Genomic DNA, 23,278 nt, shown 5'->3' on the forward strand with positions numbered 1-23,278 from the left:
GCGTCGGCGGCCGAATGGCCGGGCCGGGGGGACGCGGCTAGCCTGACCACATGGACGACAAGGACATTTTTGCCCGAGTCGGTGAGCTGGTCGCCGAGGAGCGCGCGCTGCGCGAGCGGTCCGTCGGCCAGGGCCTGGCGGAGGACGACCGGGCCCGCCTGGCGGCCGTCGAGGTGGGGCTCGACCGCTGCTGGGACCTGCTGCGGCAGCGCAGGGCGCGCGGTGAGTTCGGCGAGAACCCGGACCGCGCCGTCATGCGGTCGGCGCGCGAGGTCGAGGAGTACGAGAGCTGAGCCCCCCGCCGCGGCCGCCGGGTCAGTGCGCGGCGGCGTCCCGTACGCGGCGGTAGTGGCGCGCGGCCCGCGCGCGGTTGCCGCAGGAGGGCCTGCACCACTCCTGCCGCCCGTGTTCCTTGACGAAGTAGCGCACGCAGCGCGGGGCCGTGCAGGCGCGCAGCTTCTCGCGCTCCGGCCCGGCCAGGAAGGCGATGGCGGCGCGGGCGAGCGCGGCGACGAGCCGTACGCCGGGGTCGGGCTCGTCCGAGCCGACGACGGTGGCGGGCGGGGCGTCGTCCGGCCAGTCGAGACGCGGGGTGACGGGCTCGCGGGCGGCGGCGTCGTTGAGCCGGGCGAGCGCCTGCTCGCCGGGCAGGAGGCGGTGGGCGTCGGCGGGGCTGGGCGGCCCGGGGCGCACGGCGCGGGCGAAGAGCGTGCGGACGGCCTGGCGGAGGGCGACGACCTCGACGCGCAGGTTCTCGTCCGCGGTGATCGTGCCGGGCACGGTGCCGTCGAGCAGGTCGGCCTGGCCGCGTATCCAGTGCGTGAGGCCGGCGGGGGTGATGAGGTCGTCGGTGACGCCGCCCTGGCCGTCGTGCCGGACGGTGCTCGCCAGTTCGAGTGCCAGATGGCGTTCCACGGGGCCTCCCCTCCTGCGCCCGCCGGTGGTCGCGGGGCCGGTCCAGCGTACCGCCCCTAACGGCTGACCAGCGATTTTCCGTCGACCGGCGCCGGCGTCGGCCGGGGGCGGCGGGCGGGGGCGGCCGGTGTAGCCTGCTGGGCGTGGCAGCTCGGCGGATCACGACGCGTAACGCCCGTTTCCAGCAGTGGCAGGCGCAGCTGTCCAACCGCAGGACGCGGCAGCGGGAGCGGGAGTTCCTGATCCAGGGCGTGCGGCCCCTCTCACAGGCGGTGGAGCACGGCTGGCCGCTGCGCGCGCTGCTGTACGACGCGGACCGTCCGCCGACGGCGTGGGCGCGCGAGCTGCTGGCGTCGGTGGAGGCGGAGAAGATCGCCATGGCGCCCGGACTGCTCGCCGAGCTGGGCGGGAAGGACGAGGGCGTGCCCGAGCTGATCGGCGTCGCCGCGCTGCCGGACGACGACCTGCGCCGCATCCCGGTGGGTCCCGGCTTCCTGGGCGTCGTCTTCGACCGCCCGACGAGCCCGGGGAACATCGGCACGATCGTCAGGTCCGCCGACTCGTTCGGCGCCCACGGGCTGGTGGTCACGGGGCACGCGGCGGACGTCTACGACCCGAAGGCCGTGCGGGCGAGCACGGGTTCGCTGTTCGCGCTGCCCGTGGTGCGCAGCCCGGGGCAGCGCGAGGTGGACGAGTGGCTCGCCGCCGCCGGGGACGCGGGCCGGGCGGTCACCGTCGTCGGGACGGACGAGAACGGCACGGTGGACGCGGCCGACTTCGACCTGACCGGCCCGGTCCTGCTGGTCGTCGGCAACGAGACGACCGGCCTCAGCACGGCCTGGCGCGAGCGGTGCGACGCGATGGTCCGCATCCCGATGACGGGCTCGGCCAGCTCGCTGAACGCGGCGAACGCGGCGACCGTCATCCTGTACGAGGCGGCGCGCCAGCGGTCCCGCGCGCGCCGCTGACCGGATCGGTCCGCAGGACGACCGGGCCGGACCTTCTGGGCGCGTCCCCCGCCCGGCAGGGTGGGGGCATGAACAGAGCGCTGATCGTCATCGACGTCCAGGAGTCCTTCCTCCACATGCCCGACTGGGAGTTCGCCTCGCGGCCCGACATCGTGGCGCAGGTCGGCCGCCTCGTCGGGGCGGCGCGGGGGCGGGGGGACGAGGTGGTGTGGATCCTCGGGTCTCGGCCCGGCGCGGGCACCGTCTTCGACCCGGCGCTCGGGCACGTGCGGCTGATGGAGGGGCTGGTGCCGCTGGAGAGCGAGCCGGTGTTCACGAAGACCGCGCACAACGCGTTCACCACGACCGGCCTGCACCAGTACCTCACCGTCCGGGGCATCCGGCGGCTGACCGTGTGCGGCATCCGGACGGAGCAGTGCTGCGAGACCACGACGCGGATCGCGTCCGACCTCGGGTTCGACGTGGACTTCGCCATCGACGCGACCGTGACCACGCCGATCCCGCACCGTGACGCCTCGCTCCGCCTGCCGTTCTCCCGGCTGATGGACGACCCGCGCACGCTGCGGGTGGAGGAGATCATCGCGCGTACGGAGTACGTGCTGGCCGGGCGGTTCGCGACGATCAGGACCGTCGACCAGCTGACGCAGCTCTAGGATCGGCGTTCATGCCGCGCGTCGTCTTCCTGCTCATCCCCCGGGTGCACCTGCTGGACCTGGCGGGGCCCGCCCAGGTCTTCTCCACCGCGGACGACCTCGGCCACCCGTACAGCCTCCACTACGTCGCGGAGGAGCCGGACGTGGCGACCGTGCAGGGGCTGCCCGTGCGCGCCGAGGTGACGTGGCCGGAGCTGGCGCCGGAGGACCTGGTCATCGTGCCGGGCTCGCGCGGGCCGACGCGCCGGGTGGGGGCGCGGACGCTGGAGCGTCTGCGCGCGCACCACGCCGCGGGCGGCACGGTCGGGAGCGTCTGTGCGGGGGCCGACGCGCTGGGCAGGGCCGGGCTGCTCGACGGGCGCCGCTGCACCACACTGCACACCCTGCGGGACGAGCTGGCGCGCCTGTACCCGAGGGCGCGGGTCGTGCCCGACGCGCTGTACGTGGAGGACGACCGGATCGTCACCTCGGCGGGTCTCGCCAGCGGCATCGACGTGGCGCTGCACCTGGTCAGCGGCAGGCACGGTCCTTACACCGCCGGGCAGGTGGCGCGCGCCCTGGTCGTCCACGCGCGCCGCAGCGGGGCGTCCGCGCAGATCAGCACGATGATGCGGCACCGGTACCACGTCGACGGGACGGTGCACCGCGTGCAGGACCTGATCGACGCCCGCTTCACCGAACCGCTGCCGCTGCGTCTGCTGGCCGACGCGGCGGAGTGCAGCGAGCGGACCGTGACCCGGCTGTTCCGGCGGGCGACGGGGCTGACGCCGCTCGCGTACCAGACGGCGCTGCGGCTCGAACGGGCCGAGCACCTGATCGGGCAGGGCGCCACCGTGGAGGCCGCGGCGCGGGATGTCGGCTTCCAGGACGCGCGGGCACTGCGCCGCCTCCGCTCCCGCGCCGCGGGCGACGCCCGGGACTGACCGCACGAGCGGCCTTCCCCGGCACGGCACGGCTGGGCCGCCGGAGCGACGGGTGCCGCGGATCGTCATGGTGGCGCGGGCCGCCAGGGGCACCACCCGGGATGGATCGGTTCGGCCCGTCTCGTCGCCTGAAGGCCTGTTGCCGCCCGCTGTCCACCGCGCGGCCCGCTCGACCGCCGCGCCATCGCTTTTCCTCGTGCCGAAGATCCGGAGCGGTTCCTGCCGTCGCCCGAGGTGCGCGCATCCGCGCGGACACACGCCCCCGTGCCTCTCCCCCCTGTCGACGCCTCTCCCGCACGGCGCACCGCGCCCCCCGCCAGGGTCCGGGACTCGACGCGGACCTTGACCGCGTCGAGCCGCCGGCCGCACTCTTGCCCGGACCTGGCCGTCGCGTGCGGTGTGATCGAGCCGCGGGCTCCGGCTGCGCGGTGCCCGGTGGGCGGGTGAGAACGGCCGCCCCCTCCGAGGGGCCTGACCAGGAGGGCGGAGCGAGGATGCCGGTCCGGCTCGTCTACGAGACCCACGCGACCACCACAGACAACGAGGCGGGCATCGCCACCGGCTGGCGGCCGGGCGTCCTCTCGCCGACCGGCCGCCGACAGGCCCGGGAACTCGGGGACCGCCGCCGCGGCGACGGTGTCGCGGCTGTGTTCACGTCAGACCTGCATCGCGCCGTGGACACCGCGCGGATCGCCTTCGCGGGCACCTCGGTGCCGATCCACCAGGACCGGCGCCTCCGTGAATGCGACTACGGGCGCCTCAACGGCTACCCTCTCGCGACACTCGCCCCGCTGCGGCACCGGCACATCGACGAGCCGTTTCCCGGTGGCCAGAGCTACCGCGATGTCCTGGCCGCCATCGAGGACTTCCTCACCGGCCTGGCCGCCCGGTGGGACGGCAGCCGCGTCCTGCTGATCGCGCATTCGGCCAATCGATGGGCACTTGACTGCCTGCTCACCAGCGCCGACCTCGAAGAACTCGTCAGAGCCCCGGCCCGCTGGCAGCCCGGATGGGAGTACACCGTCCCGTCGGCCGGCCCGCGCCGGTCAGCGCGCTAACAACAGATGTACAAATCACCGGAGTTGTCGGATGTGAGGGGGGACGGGTAGCCGTAGGGGCAGTGCGTGCCGGTGTGGCGGTGCCAGAAGCGGCCCTGCGGGCGGGAGCAGGCGGGGCAGACCCAGGCGGGCGGGCGTTCCCCGGCGGTGGTGTCGAGCCAGAGCGGGCGGCGGCAGATGTCGCACGCGGGCCATGGACGCCGGGACCAGGAGGGCGGCGGTCGGGGGCGTCCCGGCGGTTGTCTCGCACGTCCGCATCCTGCGCGCCCGCCCGGTCCCCACGGGGGCGAACGCCTCCCGAATTCATCCGAACGGGTGAGGCGAACGGGCACGGAATCCCGCACTTTCCGTGACCGCCGGGCCGGAATTGTCAGTGCCCCTCCCTAGGCTCCGCCCCATGACCACGACGGGGACCACCACCGAGACCGCACCGGCGGCGGAACGGCTGCCGCGCGCCTGTCTGCTCCGGCTGGGCGGGCTCTGGGCGTCGATGCTGGGTGACGCGGTCCGCATCCTTCTCGCCGGGCTGGGCCGTCGCCGCTCACGGCAGCGGCGCGGCCGGGGACCGCTGGGACCTCGAACTCAACGACCTCCGTGGTGGCTTCGAGGCCATCCGTACGGTGCGCTACGCGGCGATCCCGTGGACCCGCAGGCGTTCATCGCCGCCCTGGGCCGGCCGGCGCCCCGCGCGCAGGGCACTACTGCGCCGCCTGCCCAACAGCCGGCACCGGTCCTCGCGCACACCGGTCGCACCGCTTGCCGAACTGCGTTCGTACGTACGCTGTTCGCGCAGGGACAATGGTCTGGACAGACCGGCGACTCGGACGGGGAGGGAAGGCATGGCGGCTTCGCGGGCGGTCCTGGGCCCGGACGGGCTCCGGGCGAAGGTGGTGGTCCAGCGGGTGCGGTGGGGGAGCGACGAGTACCGGGTGATTCGCCCCATGCGTGCGAGGAACGTCGCCCTGTACGCCGCCGACAAGGGCAACCGCTACAGGCTGCATGTGGACCGGGCGGACGGCCGGCAGTTGGGCACGCTGCTGCTGCTCGCGGCCCGTTCGCCCCGGTCGCTGGTGTACCTGGCGCTGCGGTCGAATCCCGACGTCCCGGACGTCGGTCTGGATGGCGAGCATCCGCTCGACCTGGTGCTTGTTCCCCGGGCCCGGCAGTTCCGGCCTGCCCACTGGAAGCGGCTGCGCACCCGGATCACGACGGCGAACGCCCCACGCGAACTGCGCACGGCGAGTGTGCCGGAGAACGACCTGACCAGGGACATCGCCGACGACCGGTGCGTGCTCCGCCAGCACCTCCACAGCGAAACGCTGTTCCTGACCGGCGTGAGCGGTGCGTTCCGCGAGGCCGCGCGTCACGTGTTCGCGCTGGCGGCGGACGGACCACCGCTTGCGGCCGACTACTACGGGCACGACTACCACGCCGGGATCTGCAACTACCACCACTGCGGCAACCTGTACAACGGGGAGGAGCTTCGAGACGGCTGGCGACAGGTCCACATGGCGTTCCATCCGACGTGGGCACGCTGAGCACCGCCCTCGGCCACATGCCGACACTCGCAGCAGTGATCATGAAGTCATGGACGACGTACTGGGCGACCTCGCGGCGGGGACGGACGTGGTGGCGGCCGGTGGGAGGGAAGCGGGGTGACGGTGCGGCGCGGCCTCAGTCCGTGAACAGGCAGAACGGGTGGCCCGCCGGGTCGAGGCACACGCGTACGTCGTCCTGCGGCTGGTGCTCGGCGAGGACCGCTCCGGCCGCGACGGCGTGCGCGGCGGCCGCGTCCAGGTCGTCGACGCGGATGTCGAGGTGCGCCATCATGCGGGGCTCCCCCTCGCGCGCGGGCCAGACGGGGCGGACGTGGAGCGGCTCCCGCTGGAACGACAGGCCCGCCCCGCCCTCGGGCGATGCCAGCTTCACCCAGTCCGGCTCGTCCTGGATACGCGGCCAGCCGAGCAACCGCTCGTAGAAGGAGGCGAGTTCGTGGGGGTCGGGCGAGTCGAGCACGATGCCGCCGAGCTTCAGTTCCATCCGGACCGTCTGCCCGTGGCACGGCGGGTTCTCACCTGCCTCCCCCGCCCAGGACGGGACTTACCGGCACGTAAGGCCAGAAGGCCGGTGGGTAGGCTGACGCGGGTGACCGACAAGCCAAGACGCCGCCTGCCCCGGAGCGTGCGCGAGCAGGAGATCATCGACGCGGCCCTGCGGGTGTTCTCCCGGCGCGGGTACCGGGCGGCGGTGGTGGACGAGATCGCGGAGCTCGCCGGGATCTCGAAGCCCATGGTGTACCTGTACCTGGGCTCCAAGGAGGGCTTGTTCATCGCCTGCGTGCGGCGGGAGGCGGGGCGTCTGGTGGAGACGTTCCGGGAGGCGGCGTCGTCGGAGGACACGCCGGAGGAACGGCTGTGGGCGGGCCTGTCGGCGTTCTTCGCGTTCGTCGCCGAACGGCGCGACAGCTGGGTGGTGCTGCACCGCCAGGTCCCCGACCAGAGCGAGGCGGTGGCGGCCGAACTGGCGGCGGCCAGGCGGTCGGTGATGGCGGAGGTCACCGGCCTGGTCGGCGACGGGATCGTCCAGGGCCACACCCCCGCCGTGCGGCTGAACGGCGTGGACGCCGACTTCGTCGCCCACGCCCTGGTCGGCGCCGCCGACTCGCTCACCGACTGGATGGAGCGGCATCCCGACGAGTCGCCCGAGCGCGTGACGCTGCGGCTGATGAACATGACGTGGATCGGCATGCGCAACGTCCTGGACGGACAGGTCTGGTCGCCGCCGGAGCACGCCGCCTGACGCGTCGCGCACGGATTCCGCGCGTCCCGTCCGACCGCTGCCCCTGCCGGCCGGGACCGCCGGGCGGCGGCACGCATGCGCGTCCCCCGGTCCGTCCACGCCCGCGACGCGGCCGACGGTGACAGGGCACGCCCGGGGCGGACGCGTCCCGGGGGTGGGACGGCCCGGCGCCCGAGGTGCGCCTTGCCGCCTCGCAGGGGCGGATGTCCGGCACCGGAGCCGGTGCCGCGCGGGCATTGCGCTCGTAGCTACCAGCAGGTAAGCCTACTGGTGGGTCAGCAGTGGTCCCGCGACGGGGCGCCACGGCCGTCCGGCGAGGACCGCGAGGGGAAGTGACCATGGGCCTGGGACGCGACCTGGCGAAGGCGCGGCGCCACGCGGGGCCGGCGGGGCGCGCGGGGAGGGAGACGGTCCGCGAGGACGGGACCGTGCGCGAGGTGCGCGCCGAACCGCTGGTCCCGGCGCTGGAATCGGGCAGCATGGCGGACATCCCGTTCCGCAACGCGGCGCGTGCCCCGGAGGACGTCGTGGCGCGGCGCAAGGGCGCGGACGGGCGCTGGGAGCCGGTGACGGCGGCGCGGTTCGCCCGGGAGGTGACCGGGGTGGCGAAGGGCCTTGTCGCGGCGGGCCTGCCGCCGGGCGGGCGGGTGGCCCTGATGTCCAGGACGCGTTACGAGTGGGCCGTCCTCGACTTCGCCGTCTGGGCGGCGGGCGGGCAGAGCGTGCCGGTCTACCCGACGTCGTCGGCCGCCCAACTTGACTGGATACTGCGGGACTCGGGCGCGGCGTTCCTGGTGGCCGAGACGGCGGCGCACGCGGAGACCGCGCGGCCCGTCCTCGGCGACCGGCGGCTGTGGCTGATCGACGGGGCCGACGGCGGCGAGGCGGCGCTCCCGGCGCTCACCGCGCTCGGCCGGGACGTCCCCGACGCCGAGGTGACCGCGCGCCGCGCCGCGCTCACGCCGGGGACGCCCGCGACCGTCGTCTACACGTCCGGCACCACAGGCCGCCCCAAGGGCTGCGTCCTCACCCACGCCAACCTCCACGCGGAGACGGCGAACCTGGTGGAGCTGCTCCAGCCCGTGTTCGCCGCCGTGACGGGCCAGATCCCGGCGACGCTCCTCTTCCTGCCCCTGGCGCACATCCTCGGCCGCACGATCCAGCTCGCCTGCCTGTCGGCGCGCATCGAGACGGCGTACTGGCCCAGCGTCAGGCCGGACGAGCTGCGGCCGGAACTGGTCTCGTTCCGCCCGACGTTCATCGTCGGCGTGCCGTACCTGTTCGAGAAGATCCACGCCACGGCGCGCGCGCAGGCCGAACGGATGGGCCGGGCCGCCTCGTTCGACCGCGCCGAGCGGATCGCGGTCGCCTACGCCGAGGCGGAGCTGCGCGCGTACCACGGCACCGGCCCAGGCGCCGGGGTCGGGCTGCGGCTGGCCAGGAGGCTGTACGACCTGCTCGTCTACCGGCGCATCCGCGCGGCGCTCGGCGGGCGCCTGCGGCACGCCATCAGCGGCGGCTCGCCGCTCGACCCCCGGCTGAACCTCTTCTTCCTCGGCTGCGGCATCGCCGTGCACGAGGGCTACGGCCTCACGGAGACGACGGCCGCCGCGACCCTCGCCGCGCCGCCCATGCCGCGCCCCGGCACGGTCGGCCCGCCGATACCCGGCACGTCCGTGCGCATCGCGGACGACGGCGAGGTGCTCGTGCGCGGCCCGGTCGTCTTCGGGGCCTACCTGGGCGACGAGGCGGCGACCGGGGCGGCGTTCACGCCCGGCGGCTGGCTGGCGACCGGCGACCTCGGCGCGCTGGACGACGAGGGCAACCTGCGCATCACCGGCCGCAAGAAGGACCTCCTGGTGACCAGCGGCGGCAAGAACGTCTCGCCCGGCGTCCTGGAGGACCGGCTGCGCACCCGGGCGCCGGTCGGGCAGTGCATGGTCGTCGGCGACCGGCGGCCGTACGTCGCCGCGCTGATCACGCTGGACCAGGAGGCGCTGCGGCGCTGGCTGGCGGTGCGCGGGCGGCCCCTGGACACGCCGGTGGACCGGCTGTGCGGCGACGAGGCGCTGCGGGCGTCCGTGCAGGAGGCCGTGGACCACGCGAACGAGGTGGTGTCCCGGGCGGAGTCGATCCGCCGGTTCCTGCTCGTGCCCGGCGAGTTCAGCGAGGAGAACGGGCTGCTGACGCCCTCGCTCAAGATCAGGCGCGCCGCCGTGGCCGAGGCATACGCGGCGGACATCGAGCGGCTCTACTCCTCCTCGCCCCACGGGGGCTGATCGGTGCCGTGGGCGCGTGGGCGTCCGCCGCGTCGTGCCGTTGCCCTGCCGTCGGGCGGCGGCGTCAGGGCGTCGCTCTCAGGCGGGCGCCTGGCCGAGACGAGCCCGGCGATCCCGTACCCGTCCAGGTACCGCAGTACGCGGTAGTCACCGTGTTCCCGCCAGGTGCGCAGGAGTTGCTCGAAGGCGGGGTGGACCAGGGCGAGGGCGGGGAAGCCGCCGGGACGGAGCGGGGGCCTCCAGTCGGGGATCGCCATCAGGACCATGCTGCACACGACGGCGTGGAAGCGCGCGCCCAGGGCCGCCTGGACACAGGTGGGGCCTCCCTCTCACAGGCGAAGGCGCACATCACGGTCCGTCGGTTCGACCCCCGCCACCCGCGCGCCGTGCCCGGCGAGGACGCGGCTGACGTACCCGTCCCGCAGCCTGCGTCCAGCGCGCGCCGGCCGCGCACGTCGTCCGGCAGCCGCAGCAGGGGGGATTGACCAGGTGCCGTTCGGCGAATCCCCGTCCTGGCGGGCCCGGCGGGGGTCGTCGGCGGAAAGGCGGGACGCCCCTTTAGTAATCGGAAAATACTCTTTCCGGTTTTTCACCGCGCAGGCGTCCCGGAATTCACCCGTAAGCGTGGCGTGTCCTCCACCTGGCTGGTTAGTCTTCCTGGTGGGCGCACGCAAGGGGCGGGAAATACCGGGAGGGGTGCGGTGGGAATGAGGAACGAGACGGAATTCCCGTACACACGACGCGTTCCCCGGAACGGCCGCGCGCGGAATTCCGCCGCCGACGCCGCGCTCCTGGCCGTCTTCACCCGGGACGGCAGGGAGAACCCCTACCCCGCCTTCGCCGCCCTCCGGCGGCTCGCGCCCGTGCACCACCACGAAGGGCTCGGCACGTGGTTCCTCACCCGGCACGCGGACTGCCACGCCGTGCTCACCGGACCCGGCTTCCACACGCCAGGGCGCGAGTGGTGCGACCGCGAGATACCCGACTGGCGCGAACACCCGGGCGCGCGCTTCTTCTACTCGTCCCTGCTCCGCACCGACGGCGCCGACCACAGCCGGGTGCGCCGCCTCGTCACCGGCGCGCTCGGCGCCCGGAGCGTCCGCGCGCTGCTCCCGGACGTCCGTGGCCTCACCCGGCGGCTGCTCGACCGCTTCGCCGACGCCACGGCGGACGGCGGGACCGCCGACTTCCAGGGACTGGTGGGCTATCCGCTGCCCGTCGCCGTCGTCGGCCGCCTGATCGGGGCGCCGCCCGAGGACCAAGGCCCGTTCCACCGGCTCGGCCAGGACGCGGGACGGCTGCTCGAACCCGTGCGCTCCGCCGAGGACTGGCGGCGCGCCGACGAGGCCGTGGTGGCGCTGCGCGCGTACTTCGCCGACCTCGTGCGCAGGCGGCGCGCCCGCCCGGCCGACGACCTGACGTCCGCGCTGCTCGCCGTCCGGGACGCGGACGACGGGCGGCTGTCGGGCGACGAGCTGGTGGACACGCTGCTGCTCGTCCTCGTCGCCGGATTCGAGACCACCGCGGGTCTGCTGGGTCTTGCCGTCCACGCCCTGCTGGCCCACCCCGACCAGTGGCGGCTGCTGTGCGAGCGGCCCGACGTGGCGGCGGGCGCCGTCGAGGAGACGCTGCGCTGGGACACGCCCGTCCAGATGACCGAGCGCATCGCCGACCGGCCCGCCGAGATCGGCGGCGTCACGATCCCCGAGGGCGCCAACGTCACGACGGTCCTCGCGGCGGGCAACCGCGACCCCGCCCGGCACCCCGACCCCGACACGTACACCGTCCTGCGCCCCGACAGCAAGGTCCTCAGCTTCAGCGCGGGACCCCACCACTGCCTCGGCGCCGCCCTGGCCCGCGCCGAGAGCGCGGAGCTGCTCACCCAGCTGGCGGCCCGTTTCCCCCGGCTCGCCCCGGCGGGCGAGCCGGTGCGGCGCGCGTCCGTCAGCCTCCGCGCCTTCGCCCACCTGCCGCTGGCCGCCACCGGCTGACGGACGCGTCGTACCCCGAAGGGACCTACCCGTGAGATTCCTCCAGTGCGAGCGCGCCACCCTCGACAGGCTCCTGCCCGGCCTCGACGCGGCGCTCGCCCGCGTCCCGCTCGACGTCCTGGAGCGCGCGCCGAGCCCGGCCGTCGCCGCCTTCCGCGCGGCGGGCGGCCCCGGGCTCCTCGTCCCGGCCGAGCACGCCGGTCTGGGCGCCACACCGCTGGACGCCGTACGGGTGCAGCGCGCCCTCGGCGCCCGCTGCCCGTCGCTCGCGGTGGCCACCACCATGCACCACTTCTCCGTCGCCGGCCTGGCGCTGGCCGCGCGGGGCGGCACGGGCCCCGAAGGGCTGCTGCTCGAAGCGGTGGCGAAGGAACGGCTGCTGCTCGCCTCGGGGTTTGCCGAGGGCCGCACGGGACAGAACATCCTGCGCCCCCACATCACCGCGCGGCGGCGCGCCGACGGACGCGTGGTCCTCAACGGCAGCAAGAAGCCGTGCAGCCTGTCCCGTTCGATGGACCTGCTGACCGCCTCGGTCGTCATGGCGGACGACGACGGCGTGGCACGCCTCGCCGTGGCGCTCGTCCCCGCCGCCACACCCGGCGTCGAGGTGCGGCCCTTCTGGGGCACGCACGTCCTGGCCGGTGCGGAGAGCGACGAGGTCGTGCTGACGGACGTCGTGCTCGACCCACAGATGGTGGTGCCGACCGAGGTCACCGCGGACGGCGTGCCCGACGCGCTCAACCTCGCGGGCTTCCTCTGGTTCGAACTGCTGCTGACGGCCGGGTACCTGGGGATGGCCGCCGCGCTGGCCGAGCGCGCCCTGCGCGCCGGTGAGGGACCGGCGGACCCCGCCGCCCTCACCACCGGGCCCGACGCCGCGATGCTCGCCGTGGAGGCGGTCGCGCGCGCCATGGAGACCGAGGAGTGGACGGACTCGCTGCTGGCCGCCGCGCTGTCCGCCAGGTACGCGGCGCAGGACGCCATCGCCCGCGCCACCCGCGACTGCCTGGCGGCGCTCGGCGGGATGGCGTTCATCGGTTCGCCGGACGGCGCCTACCTCGCCTCGGCGGCGGCCGGGCTGACGTTCCACCCGCCGTCCCGTGCCCGCATGGCCGCCTCCCTGCGGGACTTCCTCCACGGCGCGCCGCTGCGCATCGGGTGACGGCATGCGACAAACGGGAGCGGAGGAGGACGGCGCGTACCGCGTCGAGGTGCTGCCCGGCATCGACGCGGTGCCGGAGGCGCTGTGGCGTGCGCTGGCCCCGGCGGACGACCCGATGTGGTCGCGGGCGGTGTTCGCCGCGATGGAACGGGCGGAGATCGGCCCGGACGCGTACGCGTACCTCGTCGTGCGCCACGCCGGGCGGCCCGTCGCCGTCCTGCCGCTGAGCGTGTTCCGGGGGCTGCGCCTGGACAGGATCGTTGGCCCGCGCGAACGGCGGCTGCTGGCGCCCGTGGGCCGCGTCGCGCCGCGGCTGCTGCGCGTGCCGACGCTGTTCTGCGGCCATCTGCTGGGCCAGGGGCACGTCCTCGGCGGGCTCGGCGCACGGGCGGACGGCGGCACCCCGGCGCGCGTGCTGGTGGCGTCCGTCCTGGAGTACGCGCGGGCGAGGCGCCTGGGCACCGTCGTGTTCAAGGACTTCGCGCCGGACGAGCCGGCACCGCTGGCCGACGCCCTGCGCGACGCGGGGTTCTTCTCCGTCCCGGCCATGCCGGACACCGAACTGGCGCTGCCGCACCGCTCGTTCGACGACTACGTGGCCGCGCTCCCGGCCAAGCCGCGGCGCAACGCCCGCGCCAAGCTCCGCAGGTTCGCCGCCCACCGGCCCGCGCTGCGCATCGAGGTGCTGGACGACTTCGCGCACCTCGTCCCGGCCATGCTGGGGCTCTACCGGCAGGTGATGGACCGCGCCGACCAGGCGCTCGACGAGCTGGACGCCGCGTTCCTCACCGCCCTGCGGCCCGCCCCCGGGCTGCGCGTCCGGCTGGTCGCCTGCTTCGAGGGCGAGCGGCTGGTCGCGTTCCTGCTGTGCCTGTTCAGCGGCGCGGGCGCGACGGGGGCGCGCATCGGCCTCGACTACGCGCTGGCGCACGACGCGCACCTGTGGCACAACGTCCACTACGCCGCGATCCGGCTGGCGCTGGCCGAGGGCTGCCGCCACATCAGGTTCGCGCAGACCGCGTACGTACCCAAGGTCGAGCTGGGCTGCGGACTGATCGCCCAGCGGCACGCCATGACCCATGTCCGCCCGCTGCCGCGCGCCATCCTGCGGCGGCTGCTGCCCCCCGCGCTCGGCGCCGCCCTCGCGGACGCCCTCGGCCCGCACGCCGACCGGCTCCCGGCGCCGCCGGGGCCGGACGCCACCCCTCCCCCACCGCACCCGGAAAGCAGGCGAGCGCCATGCCCCGAGTAGAAGTCGATCTCCCCATCGCGGCGCCGCCCGCCGCCGCGTGGGCGGCCGTCGTGGACGTGGAGGCCTACCCGGCCTGCATGGAGAGCGTCGAGGAGGTCGCGGTCGTCGCCCGGCCGGACGCGCGGCACCGCACCACGTCCTGGTCGGTGCGGCTGAAGGGCTCGGTGCTGCGGTGGACGGAGGACGAGGTGATCGACGCGCCCGCCCGCCGGTTCGACTTCCGGCAGGTCAGCGGGGACCTGGGCGCGTTCGCCGGCCACTGGGCGGTGCGCCCCGGCCCCGGCGCGGGCAGCACGGTCTCGCTGCACGTGGACTTCGACATCGGCATCCCGCTGCTCGCCGACATGCTCAACCCGGTGGCGGCCGACGCGCTGCGGGAGAACGCCGCGCAGATGCTCGACGCGCTCCAGGCCCGCCTCCTCGCGGCGGCCGGTGAGGACCGGGCGGAGTGAGCGCCGCCCGGGAGACCGCGCCCCACGGGGCCGCGGCGGCCGAGGTCTTCGACCTGATCCGCCGCCACCAGTCGCCGCGCCTCGCGCTCACCGGCTCGTTCGCCGGGCGCGGCGCCGTCGAGTCGTCGGCGTACGGCTGCCGCGTGACGCTGTCGGACGGGCGCACGGCGCTCGACTTCGGCTCGTACGCCGTCACCCTCCTCGGCCACCGGCACCCGGCCGTCGTCGCGGCGGTCCGCGACCAGCTGGACCGCATGCCGGTGTCCACGCGCAGCCTGGCCAGCCCGGTGACGGCGCGCGCCGCCGCCGCGCTGGCCGCGTACCTCGGCGGCGGCCTGCCCCGCGTCTGCTTCGGCCTGAACGGGGCGGACGCGGTGGAGATCGCCGTGAAGCTGGCGCGCGTCGCCACCGGCAGGGGCCGGATCGTCGCGGTGCGCGGCGGCTTCCACGGCAAGTCGCTCGGGGCGCTCGCCCTGACGCACAGCCCGCTCTACCGGACGGGGCTGCGCGGCGCGGTCGTGGACGTCGTGCACGTCCCGGCGGACGACGCGGGGGCGGTGGGCCGCGCGGTGGCGGGCGGCGAGGTGGCGGCCGTCGTCTTCGAGCCGGTGCAGGGCGAGAACGGCGCCGGGGCGCTGCCGGTCGAGGTGCTGCGGCAGTGGTGCGCGGACGCGGCGCGGGCGGGCGCGTTCGTCGTCGCGGACGAGATCCAGTGCGGTCTGCGGCGCTGCGGCGAACGGTCCGTCGCGCTGGCCGAAGGGCTGCCGGTGGACGCGGTGCTGCTCGGCAAGCCGCTGGGCGGCGGGGTGCTGCCGCTGTCGGCGGTGGTGTGCTCGGAGGAGCTGTACGCGCCGCTCGCCGCCGACCCGTTCCTGCACTCGGCGACGTTCGCCGGGCTCCCGCTGAGCTGCGCGGCGCTGCCGCCCGCGCTCGCCGCCGTGGAGGAACTGGCCGCGCACGGGCGGACGCTGGCCGCCGCGCTCGACGCCGGGCTCGCCGGGCTGCGGCTGCGGCATCCCGGCGTCGTCGCGGCGCTGCGCGGGCGCGGCCTGCTGCGCGGCATCGACCTCGTGGACGCGCGGGCGGCCGGGCGGGTCGTGACGGAGCTGGCGGGCGCCGGGCTGATCGTGTCGCCCTGCCTCGGGCGGCCGACGACCGTGCGGCTGCTGCCGCCGCTGGTCGCGGCCGAGGCGGACGTGGCGGAGGCCGTCGCCCTCCTCGACGGCGCCCTGGCGGAGGCGGAACGGGGGGCGGCGGCATGACGGACAGCGCGCTGCCCGCCACCCCAGCCACCCGTGCCGCGCTCGCCCGCACCGTCCGTGAGGCGGTCGCCGACGTGCTGGGCACCGAGCCGGACGACATCCGCGAATCGACCGATCTCGCGGGCGACTTCGGCATCGACAGCCTCGAACTGATGGACATCGGCGCCCGCCTGGAGTCGGCGCTCCGCACGCGCATCCCCGTGGACGACCTGACGGGCGCCGCGACCGTGGGCCACGCGGTCGACCTGCTGTGGGCCCGCCTCGGGGGACCGGAGTGAGCGCCGGGCGGGTGCGGGTCGCGGTGACGGGCATGGGCGTGAAGTGTCCCGCGGGCACGTCCGCCGAGGAGGCGTTCGCCACCGTGCTGGCGGCGCGGCCGACGGCGGCGGCCGTGCCACTGCTGGCGGCGGCCGGTCTGCCGGTGCGGATCGCCTGCCTGGTGCCGCCGTTCGACGTCGAGCCGTACATCGGCCGCCGCGAGCTGCGGCAGATCGACCGGACGACGGCGCTGCTGCTGTGCGCGGCGGACGACGCGCTCGCCGACGCGCGGCTGCCGGAGGGCGTGCCCGCGCACCGGGTCGGCGTCCACGTCGGCACGGGCGTCGGCGGCCTGCCGAGCATGGAGGACGTGACGAGGCGGCACGGCGACCGCCCGGCCGCGATGCCCGTGCACACCGTGCCGAAGACGATGGCCAACTCCCCCGCCTGCCGCCTGGCGATGCGGCACGGGTTCCACGGCTCGTGCCTCACCTACTCGACGTCCTGCGCCAGCGGCGCGAACGCGATCGGCGAGGCGGCGCGGCGCATCCGGTACGGCGAGCTGGACGTGGCGGTGGCGGGCGGCGTGGACGCGCCCGTGACGCCGGTCGTCGTCGGCGGCTTCACGCGGATGCGCGCCCTGTCGCCGCGGAACGACGCGCCGGAGCTGGCCAGCCGCCCGTTCGACGCGGACCGCGACGGCTTCGTCATCGGCGAGGGCGCCGCCGTCCTCGTCCTGGAGCGCTGGGACCTGGCGGTGGCGCGCGGCGCGCGTATCCACGGCGAGGTCGCGGGCTACGCGGCGACGTGCGACGGCTCCCACATCGTCGCGCCGCGCCCGGACGGCGCGCTGGCCGCCGCGTGCATGCGCGAAGCGCTCGCCGACGCGGGCCTCGCGCCCGGCGCGGTGGGGCACGTCAACGCGCACGGGACGTCGACCGTCCTCAACGACCGGGCGGAGGCGGTCGCCGTCGCCCGCTGCTTCGGCGCGGCGGCGCCGCCGCTGACGTCCGTGAAGGGCGTGACCGGGCACCTGATCGGCGGCTCGGGCGCGGTGGAGGCGGTGGTGGCGCTGCTGAGCGCGGAGCGCGGCGTGGTGCCCCCGGTGGCCACCACCACGGCCACGCCGGACGCGGCCGGGCTCGACGTGGTGCTCGGGGCGCCCCGGCGCGTCGCGCGGCGGCCGGTGCTGTCCAACTCCTTCGGCTTCGGCGGGCAGAACGCCTGCCTCGTCCTCTCCCCCGCGCGCTGAGACGGCGACGCGGCACCGACCGGCAGAACGGCAGCCATGCGCATCCTCGTCACCGGCGCCACCGGCGTCGTCGGCACCGAAGTCTCCGCCAGGCTCGCGGCCGTCCGGCACACCCGGGTGGCCAGGCGCGCCCCCGACGCGTCGGTCGTCCGCTGGGACATCGGGGCGGCCCCGCCGCCCGCCGCCCTGTCAGGACACTGGGACGTGATCGTCCACGCGGCGGCCTCGACCCGCTGGACGCTCGGCCGGGAGGAGGCGTTCGCGGCGAACGTCGGGCCGCTGCGCGCCGTCCTCGCCCTGGCCGACCGGGACACGCACCTGGTGCACCTGTCCACCGCGTACGTCGGCGGCGTCCGCGCGCCGGAGGACCTGCGGGGCGCCGAGTTCGAGGGCTTCCGGAACGGCTACGAGTGGTCCAAGGCCGTCTGCGAGGACATCGTGGCGCGGGAGCACCCGGGGCCGCTGACGGTGATCCGCCCGCCGCTGATCGTCGGCCGCCGCGACACGGGCGCGATCGCCCGCTTCTCCGGCCCGTACACCCTGCTCCAGGCGCTGGTCTCGGGCCTGGCGGCGGTCGTGGTGGGCGATCCGGGGGGCTGGGCGGAGATCGGCCCGGTGGACGAGGTGGCCGGCGCCGTGGCGGACGCGGCGCTGTCGGAGCCGCCGTCGGCGCCGCGTACGGAGGTGATCGCCGCCGGGGCGGGCAGCCTGCGGCTGGGCGAGCTGCTGGACGTGGTGTGCGGGACGCTCGACGAGTGCCGCGCCGCGCACGGCGCCGCCCCCGTCCCCCGGCCGCCTGTCGTGGCCACCGAGACGTGGAACCGTTTCTTCCTGCCGCTGGCCGAGCGGTACCTGTCGCCGTTCCAGCACCAGGCGGTGCGGCTGCTGGCGATGTTCCAGAGCTACACGAGCATGGCCGCGCCGTTCGAGCCGACCAGGGCCGTACGCGACCCGGCGGCCGTGATGGCGACCGCCGTGCGGCACTGGGCGGCGCGCAGGCCACGCCTCGCGCTGGCGCGGCCGACGCCGTGGACGCTGCTGGCGGGACAGAACAGCTAGGCCGTGTCGTTCGGATCTTGCCTGGCGCGCGCCGCCGGTCACCACGCCTCGCCGTGTTGCCGCATCGCCCGGGTACGCCCGGTACGTGTGGCGATCCGGTGCCTTGCAAGGCACGGCGTCCGACGACGCGGGCCGATCCACCAAGATCCGGACGACACGACCTAAGGCGCGGTGAGGCCGGCGAGGAGCCGGAGGTTGTCGGCGGCGTCGGACCCGGGCGGCGCGCTGTAGATCATCATGGTCATGTCGGGATCGTCGGGGGCCCGCATGGCGACGTAGTCGAGGGCCAGTTCGCCGAGTCGCGGGTGCGAGAACCGTTTGCGGCCACGGGTCCTGCCGCGGACGGTGTGGTCGGCCCACAGCCGTCCGAAGTCCTCGCTGGCAAGCGACAGTTCACCGACCAGGGCGGCGAGTTGCGGGTCGTCCGGGTGACGGCCGGCGTCCACACGCAGGGTGGAGACGGTGTCGCGGGCCTTGCCCTCCCAGTCGGGGTAGAGGTCCTTGGCGGACTCGTCGAGGAAGACCAGTCTGGCCATGTTCCGCTCGGCGGGGGGCAGGGCTGGGAAGTCGGCGATCAGGGCACGGGCCAGGTCGTTCCACGCCAGGATGTCGAGGCGGCGTCCGACGAGGTAGGCGGGGACGGAGTCGAGGGCCTGGAGCACCTGGCGCATCTCGGGGCCGACCTGCTGCGGAGGGGCAGGGCGTCTGCGCGTGCGGCTCGGGCGGGCGAGGTTGTGGAGGTGCGCGCGCTCGTCGGCGTCGAGGCGCAGGGCGCGGGAGACCGCGTCGATGATGTCGGAGGACACGTTGCGGGCGCGGCCCTGTTCCAGACGGGTGTAGTAGTCCACGCTCACACCGGCGAGCAGCGCCAGCTCCTCGCGGCGCAGCCCGGCCACGCGCCGCCGGCCGCCGAAACCGCCCACTCCGATGTCGTCCGGGCGCAGGTGGGCGCGCCGGGTCTTGAGGAACTCACTGAGCTGCTGGGCACGGTCCATGTCCCCAGTGTCGGTCACGGCCGTGCCGCCGTGCCTGGTCCTGGCAGACCCAGGCAGGGCGGAGCTCTGGATGGGTCCGGGCGGCGTGCGCAGGATGGTGCCTGTCCCACCGGGGACACCGACATCGGAGCAGGAGTCATTTCATGCCGAACACCCTCATCATCGTCGCCGGGTTCCGCGCGAAGCCGGGCCAGGAGCAGCGTCTGCGGGACGAGTTGGACGCGATGATCGCGCCGTCCCTGGCGGAGGACGGCTGCCTCGGCTACCAGCCGTTCGCCGACCCGCACCGCGCCGACCGCATGGTCATCGTGGAGGAGTGGGCCGACGAGTCGGCCCTGGCTCACCACTTCTCGCTGCCGCACTTCACACACGTGGCGCGGGTCCTGGAGGACATACTCGCCGAGCCCTTCACCCTGCGCCGCCTGACCGACGTCCCCGTCCACGCCCCCCACAGGGGTTGAGCGGGCTGCGGGAGTGGCAGGTCTCTGGGGTGCGTGTCTCCGGCGACGCGTGTCCCCGGAGGCGTGGGCCACGAGGGGGCGTTGCTGAAAATGCTTTTCATGTGCATTAGAGTGAGAGGCATGTGGGGATCACGCAGGCACAGACCTGGAACAGCCCGCGGGGGCATACGCCGCCTGGCCGCCGCAGCGCTCGCGCTGCTGGCGGCCACGGGCTGCGGGGGCGGGGGGACTCCGGCCGGGTCCGACGACGGCGCGGGCGCGCGCCCGCTGCGCGTCGTCACCTCGTACGCCGTCGAGAGTCTGTCCCCCCTCGAACAGGGCCTGTGGGCACCGGAGTGGGGCTACGGCGAACTCCTGATGCGCGCCACCGAGGACGGCGGCATCGAGCCGTGGGTGCTCGCCGGGCTCGACCGGGCCGACGCCACCGCCTGGGACCTGCGGCTGCGGGACGGCGTGCGGTTCCAGAACGGGCGGGCGCTGGACGCCGCCGCCCTGGCGGACATGCTGACGGCGCACCTGGACGGCAACAGCCGCGCCGCCTCAGCCCTGCCGGACGCGACCGCGCGGGCCGTGGACGACGCGACGGTCCGGCTCACCACCGCCCGGCCCACGCCGAACATGCCCCACCTCCTCGCCGACGAGACGGTCTTCCCCGTCTTCGACGCGCGCGCCGCGGCCGAGGCGGGCGGGGACGACGCGGCGCTCGCCGAAGCCGGCGTCTGGACCGGCCCGTTCACCGTCACCTCGCTGACCCCCGACGCGCTCACCCTCGCCCGTGACCCCGACTGGTGGGGCGGCGACGTGCGGCTGCCGGGCGTGGAGGTGCGTTTCGTCCCGGACGGGCAGGCGCGCGTGCTCGCGGTGCGCGGCGGCGAGGCCGACCTCGCGTTCTACCCGCCGACCGAGGCGCTGCGCGGCCTGACCGGCGCCGAGGCGGTGGAGGCGGCGGGCGGCGCCACGCCGCTGCGCGGCTTCCTCAACACGGCGGCCGCGCCGCTGGACGAGCCGGAGGTGCGCCGGGCGCTGTCCCTCGCGATCGACTACGACGCGCTGGCGGCCGAGGTGCTCGACGGCTTCTACCGGGCGCCGCTCGGCATGTACCCCGAGACCGTGCCGTACGCAGAATCGACCGTCCGCACCGACCCGGACGAGGCGGCGGCGCTCCTCGACGCGGCGGGCTGGACCCGTACCGGCGACGGCCCCAGGACGCGGGACGGGGAGACGCTGGCGCTGACCGTCGTCTCGTACAGCACCCAGCCGGACACCCGTGTCGTCGCCACGGCGCTCCAGGCGCAGCTGCGGGAGAGCGGCTTCGCCGTCGAGGTGCGCGACGTACCCGCCAACTACGCGGCGATGCAGGAAACTTCGGACTGGCACGTCGGGCTGAGCTTCGACAGCTCGCTCGGCACGACGTTCGATCCCCGCGCGCGGCTGCGGGACTTCCTGCACAGCGAGGGGCAGTACAACTTCGGCGGCGTCGCCGACGCGCGGCTCGACGCGCTGATCGAGGAGCTTGACACCGAGTTCGACACGGCGCGGCAGGACGCGATCCTGCGCGAGGTGCAGGCGATCGTGGCCCAGGAGGCGTACGCGCTGTTCCTCACCGAGCGGCCGGCCCGTGTCGTCGCCGGGCCCGGCTGGGAGGACTACCGCGTGTCGTCCGTCCTCCAGCATGTCGGCCCCCGGACGTGAGGCGGGTAGCACAGGGGCTGACGACGCTGCTGGTGGCGAGCGTACTGGTGTGGGGCATGGCCGAGTTGGCGGCGGGCGACCCGGCGCGGCAGGTGCTCGCCGCGCGCGGCGTCACCGAACCGGCCCCGGCGCAGGTCGCGTCGGTACGCGGCGAGCTGGGGCTCGACCGGCCCGCGGCGGAGCGGTACGGCCGCTGGCTGGCGGACGCCGTACGCGGTGACCTGGGCGTCTCCTGGCGCACGGGCCGTCCGGTGGCGGAGGAGATCGGGGCGCGGCTGCCCGCGACGCTGCGGCTGGCGGCGGTGGCGCTGCTGTACGCGTTCGCCGCCGCCGTGCCGCTGGCGGTGGCGGGCGCGTGGTGGGCGGGGCGGTGGCCGGACGCGGTGGCGCGGGGCGTGGTGTTCGCGGCGGCGGCGCTGCCCGGCTTCGTCGTGGGCGTGGTGCTGCTGGAGGTGGTGGTGGTCGGCTGGGGGGCGGGGCGCGTGGTGGCGGACGGCAGTTGGGGCGGGGCGCTGCTCCCGGCCGTGCCGCTCGCCTGCTCCGTGGCGGCGCAGTGGGCGCGGGTGCTGCGGACCGGTTTCGACGACGCGCTGGAGGCGCCGTTCGCCGAGGTCGCGCGGGCGCGGGGTGCCGGGCGCGGGCGGCTGCTGCTGGTGCACGGTGTGCCGCACGCGGCGGCCGGGTTCCTGACCGTGCTCGGCATGACGGTGGGCGGGCTGCTCGCGGGCGCGGCGGTGTCGGAGGTGCTGTTCACCTGGCCGGGGATCGGCCGGGAGCTGGTCGCGGCGATCGAGGCGCGGGACGTGCCGGTGGTCCAGGGGATCGTGCTGCTCGCCGTCGCCGCGTACCTGGTGACGGGCGCCCTCGCCGTCCCGGCCGCCGCCGCGATCGACCCCCGGCTGCGCGGGCGCGGCGTACGCGCGGCGGGGGACGACGCGTGGTGAGGCGGCCGGGGGCGGTCGCGGGTCTCGCGCTGCTCGCGCTGCTCCTGCTGCTCGCCGGACCGGCCCCGCTGCTGCTGCCCGACCCCGACCTGCCGGACTACGCCGACAAGTTGGCGCCGCCGGGCGGCGGGCACCTCCTCGGCACGGACCAGGCGGGCCGTGACGTCGCGGCGCGGATCGCCGCCGGGGCGCGGGTCTCGCTGGGCGCGGCGGGCGCGGTGTGGGCGGTGTCGGTGCTGGTCGGCACGGCGGTCGGGCTGGCCGCCGCGCTCGGCGGGCGCTGGGCGCGCGCGGTGTGCGGGCGGCTGACGGACGTGGCGCTGGCGCTGCCGCACACGCTCGTGGCGCTCGCCGTCGCGGGGGCGCTGGGTCCCGGCCTCGGGAACCTGGTGCTGGCCCTGTCCGTCACGGCCTGGGCGGACACGGCGCGGCTGGCGGCGGCGTACGCGCGGGGGGCGTTCGGCCGCCCGGACGTGACGGCCGCCCTGCTGGCGGGGGTCGGCCGCGTACGGGCGGTGCTCGGGCACGTGGTGCCGGGCGCGGGCGTACGGGTGCTGGCCGTGGCGACGCTGGGGCTCGGGCAGGTGCTGCTCGGCCTGGCCGGGCTGTCGTTCCTCGGCCTGGGCGCGCAGCCGCCGACCGCCGAGTGGGGGCAGATGCTGGCGGAGAGCCGCCATGACCTGATGACGGCGCCCTGGGTCGCCGCCGCGCCCGCCGCGGCGGTGTTCGTGACGGTGTGCGCGGCGGCGCTGCTGGGGGACGCGCTGCGGGCGCGGGTCGACGGGGGGCGGTCGCGGTGACGGCACGCGCGGAGCGGCGGACCTCCGCCGCGTCGGCCCATCGCCTCATCCGCGTGGCGGAGGCGGGTCCGCCGACGCTGCGCCGCCGCGTGCGGACGCGGGG

The 23,278-nt window shown here is 75.7% G+C and carries 24 protein-coding genes; 20 read left to right on the top strand and 4 right to left on the bottom strand.

The annotated features are described in order from the left end of the window. Window positions 1–50 precede the first annotated feature (50 nt). Window positions 51–293 (top strand): DUF2630 family protein, encoded by a 243-nt coding sequence (locus ACL02R_RS01015; protein WP_362966355.1) that lies wholly within the window; start codon window positions 51–53, stop codon window positions 291–293. Between the two features lie 22 nt (window positions 294–315). Here ACL02R_RS01015 and ACL02R_RS01020 read toward each other — a convergent pair whose 3' ends face one another. Further along, entirely contained in the window at window positions 316–915 is a 600-nt protein-coding gene (locus ACL02R_RS01020; protein ID WP_412794869.1) for a CGNR zinc finger domain-containing protein, read from the bottom strand. 143 nt (window positions 916–1,058) lie between these two features. Here ACL02R_RS01020 and ACL02R_RS01025 point away from each other — a divergent pair, with 143 nt between their 5' ends. From ACL02R_RS01025 to ACL02R_RS01045, 5 genes are all read left to right on the top strand, one after another. Beyond that, window positions 1,059–1,883 carry a TrmH family RNA methyltransferase gene (locus ACL02R_RS01025; RefSeq protein WP_412794870.1) on the top strand — a complete coding sequence of 275 codons (825 nt, stop codon included), beginning with the start codon at window positions 1,059–1,061 and terminating at the stop codon, window positions 1,881–1,883. A 68-nt stretch (window positions 1,884–1,951) separates the two neighbouring features. Continuing rightward, a complete protein-coding gene (locus ACL02R_RS01030) occupies window positions 1,952–2,536 on the top strand; it encodes a cysteine hydrolase family protein (protein WP_412794871.1) in 585 nt (194 codons plus the stop codon). 11 nt (window positions 2,537–2,547) lie between these two features. Next, window positions 2,548–3,459, top strand: a complete 912-nt coding sequence (locus ACL02R_RS01035) for a GlxA family transcriptional regulator (RefSeq protein ID WP_412794872.1) — start codon at window positions 2,548–2,550, stop codon at window positions 3,457–3,459. Window positions 3,460–3,953: 494 nt separating this feature from the next. Then, window positions 3,954–4,517, top strand: coding sequence for a histidine phosphatase family protein (locus ACL02R_RS01040; RefSeq protein WP_412794873.1), 564 nt, complete (start codon window positions 3,954–3,956; stop codon window positions 4,515–4,517). Between the two features lie 941 nt (window positions 4,518–5,458). Then, on the top strand, window positions 5,459–6,055 hold the full coding sequence (locus ACL02R_RS01045; RefSeq protein WP_412794874.1) for a hypothetical protein: 597 nt from the start codon (window positions 5,459–5,461) through the stop codon (window positions 6,053–6,055). A 136-nt stretch (window positions 6,056–6,191) separates the two neighbouring features. Here the strand turns inward: ACL02R_RS01045 and ACL02R_RS01050 are convergent, their stop codons facing one another. Then, window positions 6,192–6,557: a VOC family protein gene (locus ACL02R_RS01050; protein WP_412794875.1), complete on the bottom strand. Its 366-nt coding sequence runs from the start codon at window positions 6,555–6,557 to the stop codon at window positions 6,192–6,194. 105 nt (window positions 6,558–6,662) lie between these two features. Between ACL02R_RS01050 and ACL02R_RS01055 the strand changes: the two genes are divergently transcribed. Continuing rightward, on the top strand, window positions 6,663–7,316 hold the full coding sequence (locus ACL02R_RS01055) for a TetR/AcrR family transcriptional regulator (protein WP_412794876.1): 654 nt from the start codon (window positions 6,663–6,665) through the stop codon (window positions 7,314–7,316). Between the two features lie 338 nt (window positions 7,317–7,654). Continuing rightward, complete coding sequence (locus ACL02R_RS01060) at window positions 7,655–9,595, top strand: AMP-dependent synthetase/ligase (RefSeq protein WP_412794877.1); 1,941 nt, start codon at window positions 7,655–7,657, stop codon at window positions 9,593–9,595. On the opposite strand, the gene ACL02R_RS01065 is transcribed toward ACL02R_RS01060, so the two are convergent. After that, window positions 9,568–9,852 carry a hypothetical protein gene (locus tag ACL02R_RS01065; protein WP_412794878.1) on the bottom strand — a complete coding sequence of 95 codons (285 nt, stop codon included), beginning with the start codon at window positions 9,850–9,852 and terminating at the stop codon, window positions 9,568–9,570. The two genes, ACL02R_RS01060 and ACL02R_RS01065, sit on opposite strands and share 28 nt — an antisense overlap. Before the next feature lie 450 nt (window positions 9,853–10,302). Between ACL02R_RS01065 and ACL02R_RS01070 the strand changes: the two genes are divergently transcribed. Genes ACL02R_RS01070 through ACL02R_RS01105 form a run of 8 tightly spaced genes read left to right on the top strand, consistent with a single transcriptional unit; the run spans window position 10,303 to window position 18,283 of the window. Continuing rightward, window positions 10,303–11,586: a cytochrome P450 gene (locus ACL02R_RS01070; RefSeq protein WP_412794879.1), complete on the top strand. Its 1,284-nt coding sequence runs from the start codon at window positions 10,303–10,305 to the stop codon at window positions 11,584–11,586. Between the two features lie 31 nt (window positions 11,587–11,617). Next, window positions 11,618–12,748 carry an acyl-CoA dehydrogenase family protein gene (locus tag ACL02R_RS01075; protein ID WP_412794880.1) on the top strand — a complete coding sequence of 377 codons (1,131 nt, stop codon included), beginning with the start codon at window positions 11,618–11,620 and terminating at the stop codon, window positions 12,746–12,748. A 4-nt stretch (window positions 12,749–12,752) separates the two neighbouring features. Beyond that, complete coding sequence (locus tag ACL02R_RS01080) at window positions 12,753–14,000, top strand: GNAT family N-acetyltransferase (protein ID WP_412794881.1); 1,248 nt, start codon at window positions 12,753–12,755, stop codon at window positions 13,998–14,000. Then, window positions 13,988–14,452, top strand: coding sequence for a type II toxin-antitoxin system RatA family toxin (locus tag ACL02R_RS01085; RefSeq protein WP_412794882.1), 465 nt, complete (start codon window positions 13,988–13,990; stop codon window positions 14,450–14,452). The genes ACL02R_RS01080 and ACL02R_RS01085 overlap by 13 nt, the downstream gene beginning before the upstream one ends. Next, window positions 14,449–15,714 (top strand): aspartate aminotransferase family protein, encoded by a 1,266-nt coding sequence (locus tag ACL02R_RS01090; RefSeq protein WP_412794883.1) that lies wholly within the window; start codon window positions 14,449–14,451, stop codon window positions 15,712–15,714. The genes ACL02R_RS01085 and ACL02R_RS01090 overlap by 4 nt, the downstream gene beginning before the upstream one ends. Further along, window positions 15,711–15,992 (top strand): acyl carrier protein, encoded by a 282-nt coding sequence (locus tag ACL02R_RS01095; RefSeq protein WP_412794884.1) that lies wholly within the window; start codon window positions 15,711–15,713, stop codon window positions 15,990–15,992. The genes ACL02R_RS01090 and ACL02R_RS01095 overlap by 4 nt, the downstream gene beginning before the upstream one ends. Beyond that, complete coding sequence (locus ACL02R_RS01100) at window positions 15,989–17,224, top strand: beta-ketoacyl-[acyl-carrier-protein] synthase family protein (protein ID WP_412794885.1); 1,236 nt, start codon at window positions 15,989–15,991, stop codon at window positions 17,222–17,224. Before ACL02R_RS01095 ends, ACL02R_RS01100 begins: the two co-directional genes overlap by 4 nt. Window positions 17,225–17,260: 36 nt before the next feature. Next, window positions 17,261–18,283: an SDR family oxidoreductase gene (locus ACL02R_RS01105; RefSeq protein ID WP_412794886.1), complete on the top strand. Its 1,023-nt coding sequence runs from the start codon at window positions 17,261–17,263 to the stop codon at window positions 18,281–18,283. A gap of 161 nt (window positions 18,284–18,444) precedes the next feature. Here ACL02R_RS01105 and ACL02R_RS01110 read toward each other — a convergent pair whose 3' ends face one another. Next, the gene (locus ACL02R_RS01110) at window positions 18,445–19,278 is read right to left on the bottom strand and encodes a helix-turn-helix domain-containing protein (protein ID WP_412794887.1); all 834 of its coding nucleotides are present in this window, start codon (window positions 19,276–19,278) and stop codon (window positions 18,445–18,447) included. A gap of 143 nt (window positions 19,279–19,421) precedes the next feature. Here ACL02R_RS01110 and ACL02R_RS01115 point away from each other — a divergent pair, with 143 nt between their 5' ends. From ACL02R_RS01115 to ACL02R_RS01130, 4 genes are all read left to right on the top strand, one after another. Beyond that, window positions 19,422–19,739: a putative quinol monooxygenase gene (locus tag ACL02R_RS01115; protein WP_412794888.1), complete on the top strand. Its 318-nt coding sequence runs from the start codon at window positions 19,422–19,424 to the stop codon at window positions 19,737–19,739. A gap of 120 nt (window positions 19,740–19,859) precedes the next feature. Then, window positions 19,860–21,431, top strand: coding sequence for an ABC transporter substrate-binding protein (locus tag ACL02R_RS01120; RefSeq protein ID WP_412794889.1), 1,572 nt, complete (start codon window positions 19,860–19,862; stop codon window positions 21,429–21,431). Further along, window positions 21,428–22,375 (top strand): ABC transporter permease, encoded by a 948-nt coding sequence (locus tag ACL02R_RS01125; protein ID WP_412794890.1) that lies wholly within the window; start codon window positions 21,428–21,430, stop codon window positions 22,373–22,375. The genes ACL02R_RS01120 and ACL02R_RS01125 overlap by 4 nt, the downstream gene beginning before the upstream one ends. Next, window positions 22,369–23,175: an ABC transporter permease gene (locus ACL02R_RS01130; RefSeq protein ID WP_412794891.1), complete on the top strand. Its 807-nt coding sequence runs from the start codon at window positions 22,369–22,371 to the stop codon at window positions 23,173–23,175. The genes ACL02R_RS01125 and ACL02R_RS01130 overlap by 7 nt, the downstream gene beginning before the upstream one ends. Window positions 23,176–23,278 lie beyond the last annotated feature (103 nt).

Source organism: Streptomyces sp. MS19, assembly GCF_047200595.1.
In the GTDB taxonomy this organism is placed as follows: domain Bacteria; phylum Actinomycetota; class Actinomycetes; order Streptomycetales; family Streptomycetaceae; genus Streptomyces.

Excerpts from the sequence above, each read along its gene's own strand:
- ACL02R_RS01015 (WP_362966355.1), top strand. The coding sequence starts at position 51 with ATGGACGACAAGGACATTTTTGCCCGAGTCGGTGAGCTGGTCGCCGAG.
- ACL02R_RS01030 (WP_412794871.1), top strand. The coding sequence starts at position 1,952 with ATGAACAGAGCGCTGATCGTCATCGACGTCCAGGAGTCCTTCCTCCAC.
- ACL02R_RS01035 (WP_412794872.1), top strand. The coding sequence starts at position 2,548 with ATGCCGCGCGTCGTCTTCCTGCTCATCCCCCGGGTGCACCTGCTGGAC.
- ACL02R_RS01040 (WP_412794873.1), top strand. The coding sequence starts at position 3,954 with ATGCCGGTCCGGCTCGTCTACGAGACCCACGCGACCACCACAGACAAC.
- ACL02R_RS01045 (WP_412794874.1), top strand. The coding sequence starts at position 5,459 with ATGCGTGCGAGGAACGTCGCCCTGTACGCCGCCGACAAGGGCAACCGC.
- ACL02R_RS01050 (WP_412794875.1), bottom strand. The coding sequence starts at position 6,557 with ATGGAACTGAAGCTCGGCGGCATCGTGCTCGACTCGCCCGACCCCCAC.
- ACL02R_RS01060 (WP_412794877.1), top strand. The coding sequence starts at position 7,655 with ATGGGCCTGGGACGCGACCTGGCGAAGGCGCGGCGCCACGCGGGGCCG.
- ACL02R_RS01065 (WP_412794878.1), bottom strand. The coding sequence starts at position 9,852 with ATGGCGATCCCCGACTGGAGGCCCCCGCTCCGTCCCGGCGGCTTCCCC.
- ACL02R_RS01070 (WP_412794879.1), top strand. The coding sequence starts at position 10,303 with ATGAGGAACGAGACGGAATTCCCGTACACACGACGCGTTCCCCGGAAC.
- ACL02R_RS01080 (WP_412794881.1), top strand. The coding sequence starts at position 12,753 with ATGCGACAAACGGGAGCGGAGGAGGACGGCGCGTACCGCGTCGAGGTG.
- ACL02R_RS01085 (WP_412794882.1), top strand. The coding sequence starts at position 13,988 with ATGCCCCGAGTAGAAGTCGATCTCCCCATCGCGGCGCCGCCCGCCGCC.
- ACL02R_RS01095 (WP_412794884.1), top strand. The coding sequence starts at position 15,711 with ATGACGGACAGCGCGCTGCCCGCCACCCCAGCCACCCGTGCCGCGCTC.
- ACL02R_RS01105 (WP_412794886.1), top strand. The coding sequence starts at position 17,261 with ATGCGCATCCTCGTCACCGGCGCCACCGGCGTCGTCGGCACCGAAGTC.
- ACL02R_RS01110 (WP_412794887.1), bottom strand. The coding sequence starts at position 19,278 with ATGGACCGTGCCCAGCAGCTCAGTGAGTTCCTCAAGACCCGGCGCGCC.
- ACL02R_RS01115 (WP_412794888.1), top strand. The coding sequence starts at position 19,422 with ATGCCGAACACCCTCATCATCGTCGCCGGGTTCCGCGCGAAGCCGGGC.
- ACL02R_RS01120 (WP_412794889.1), top strand. The coding sequence starts at position 19,860 with ATGTGGGGATCACGCAGGCACAGACCTGGAACAGCCCGCGGGGGCATA.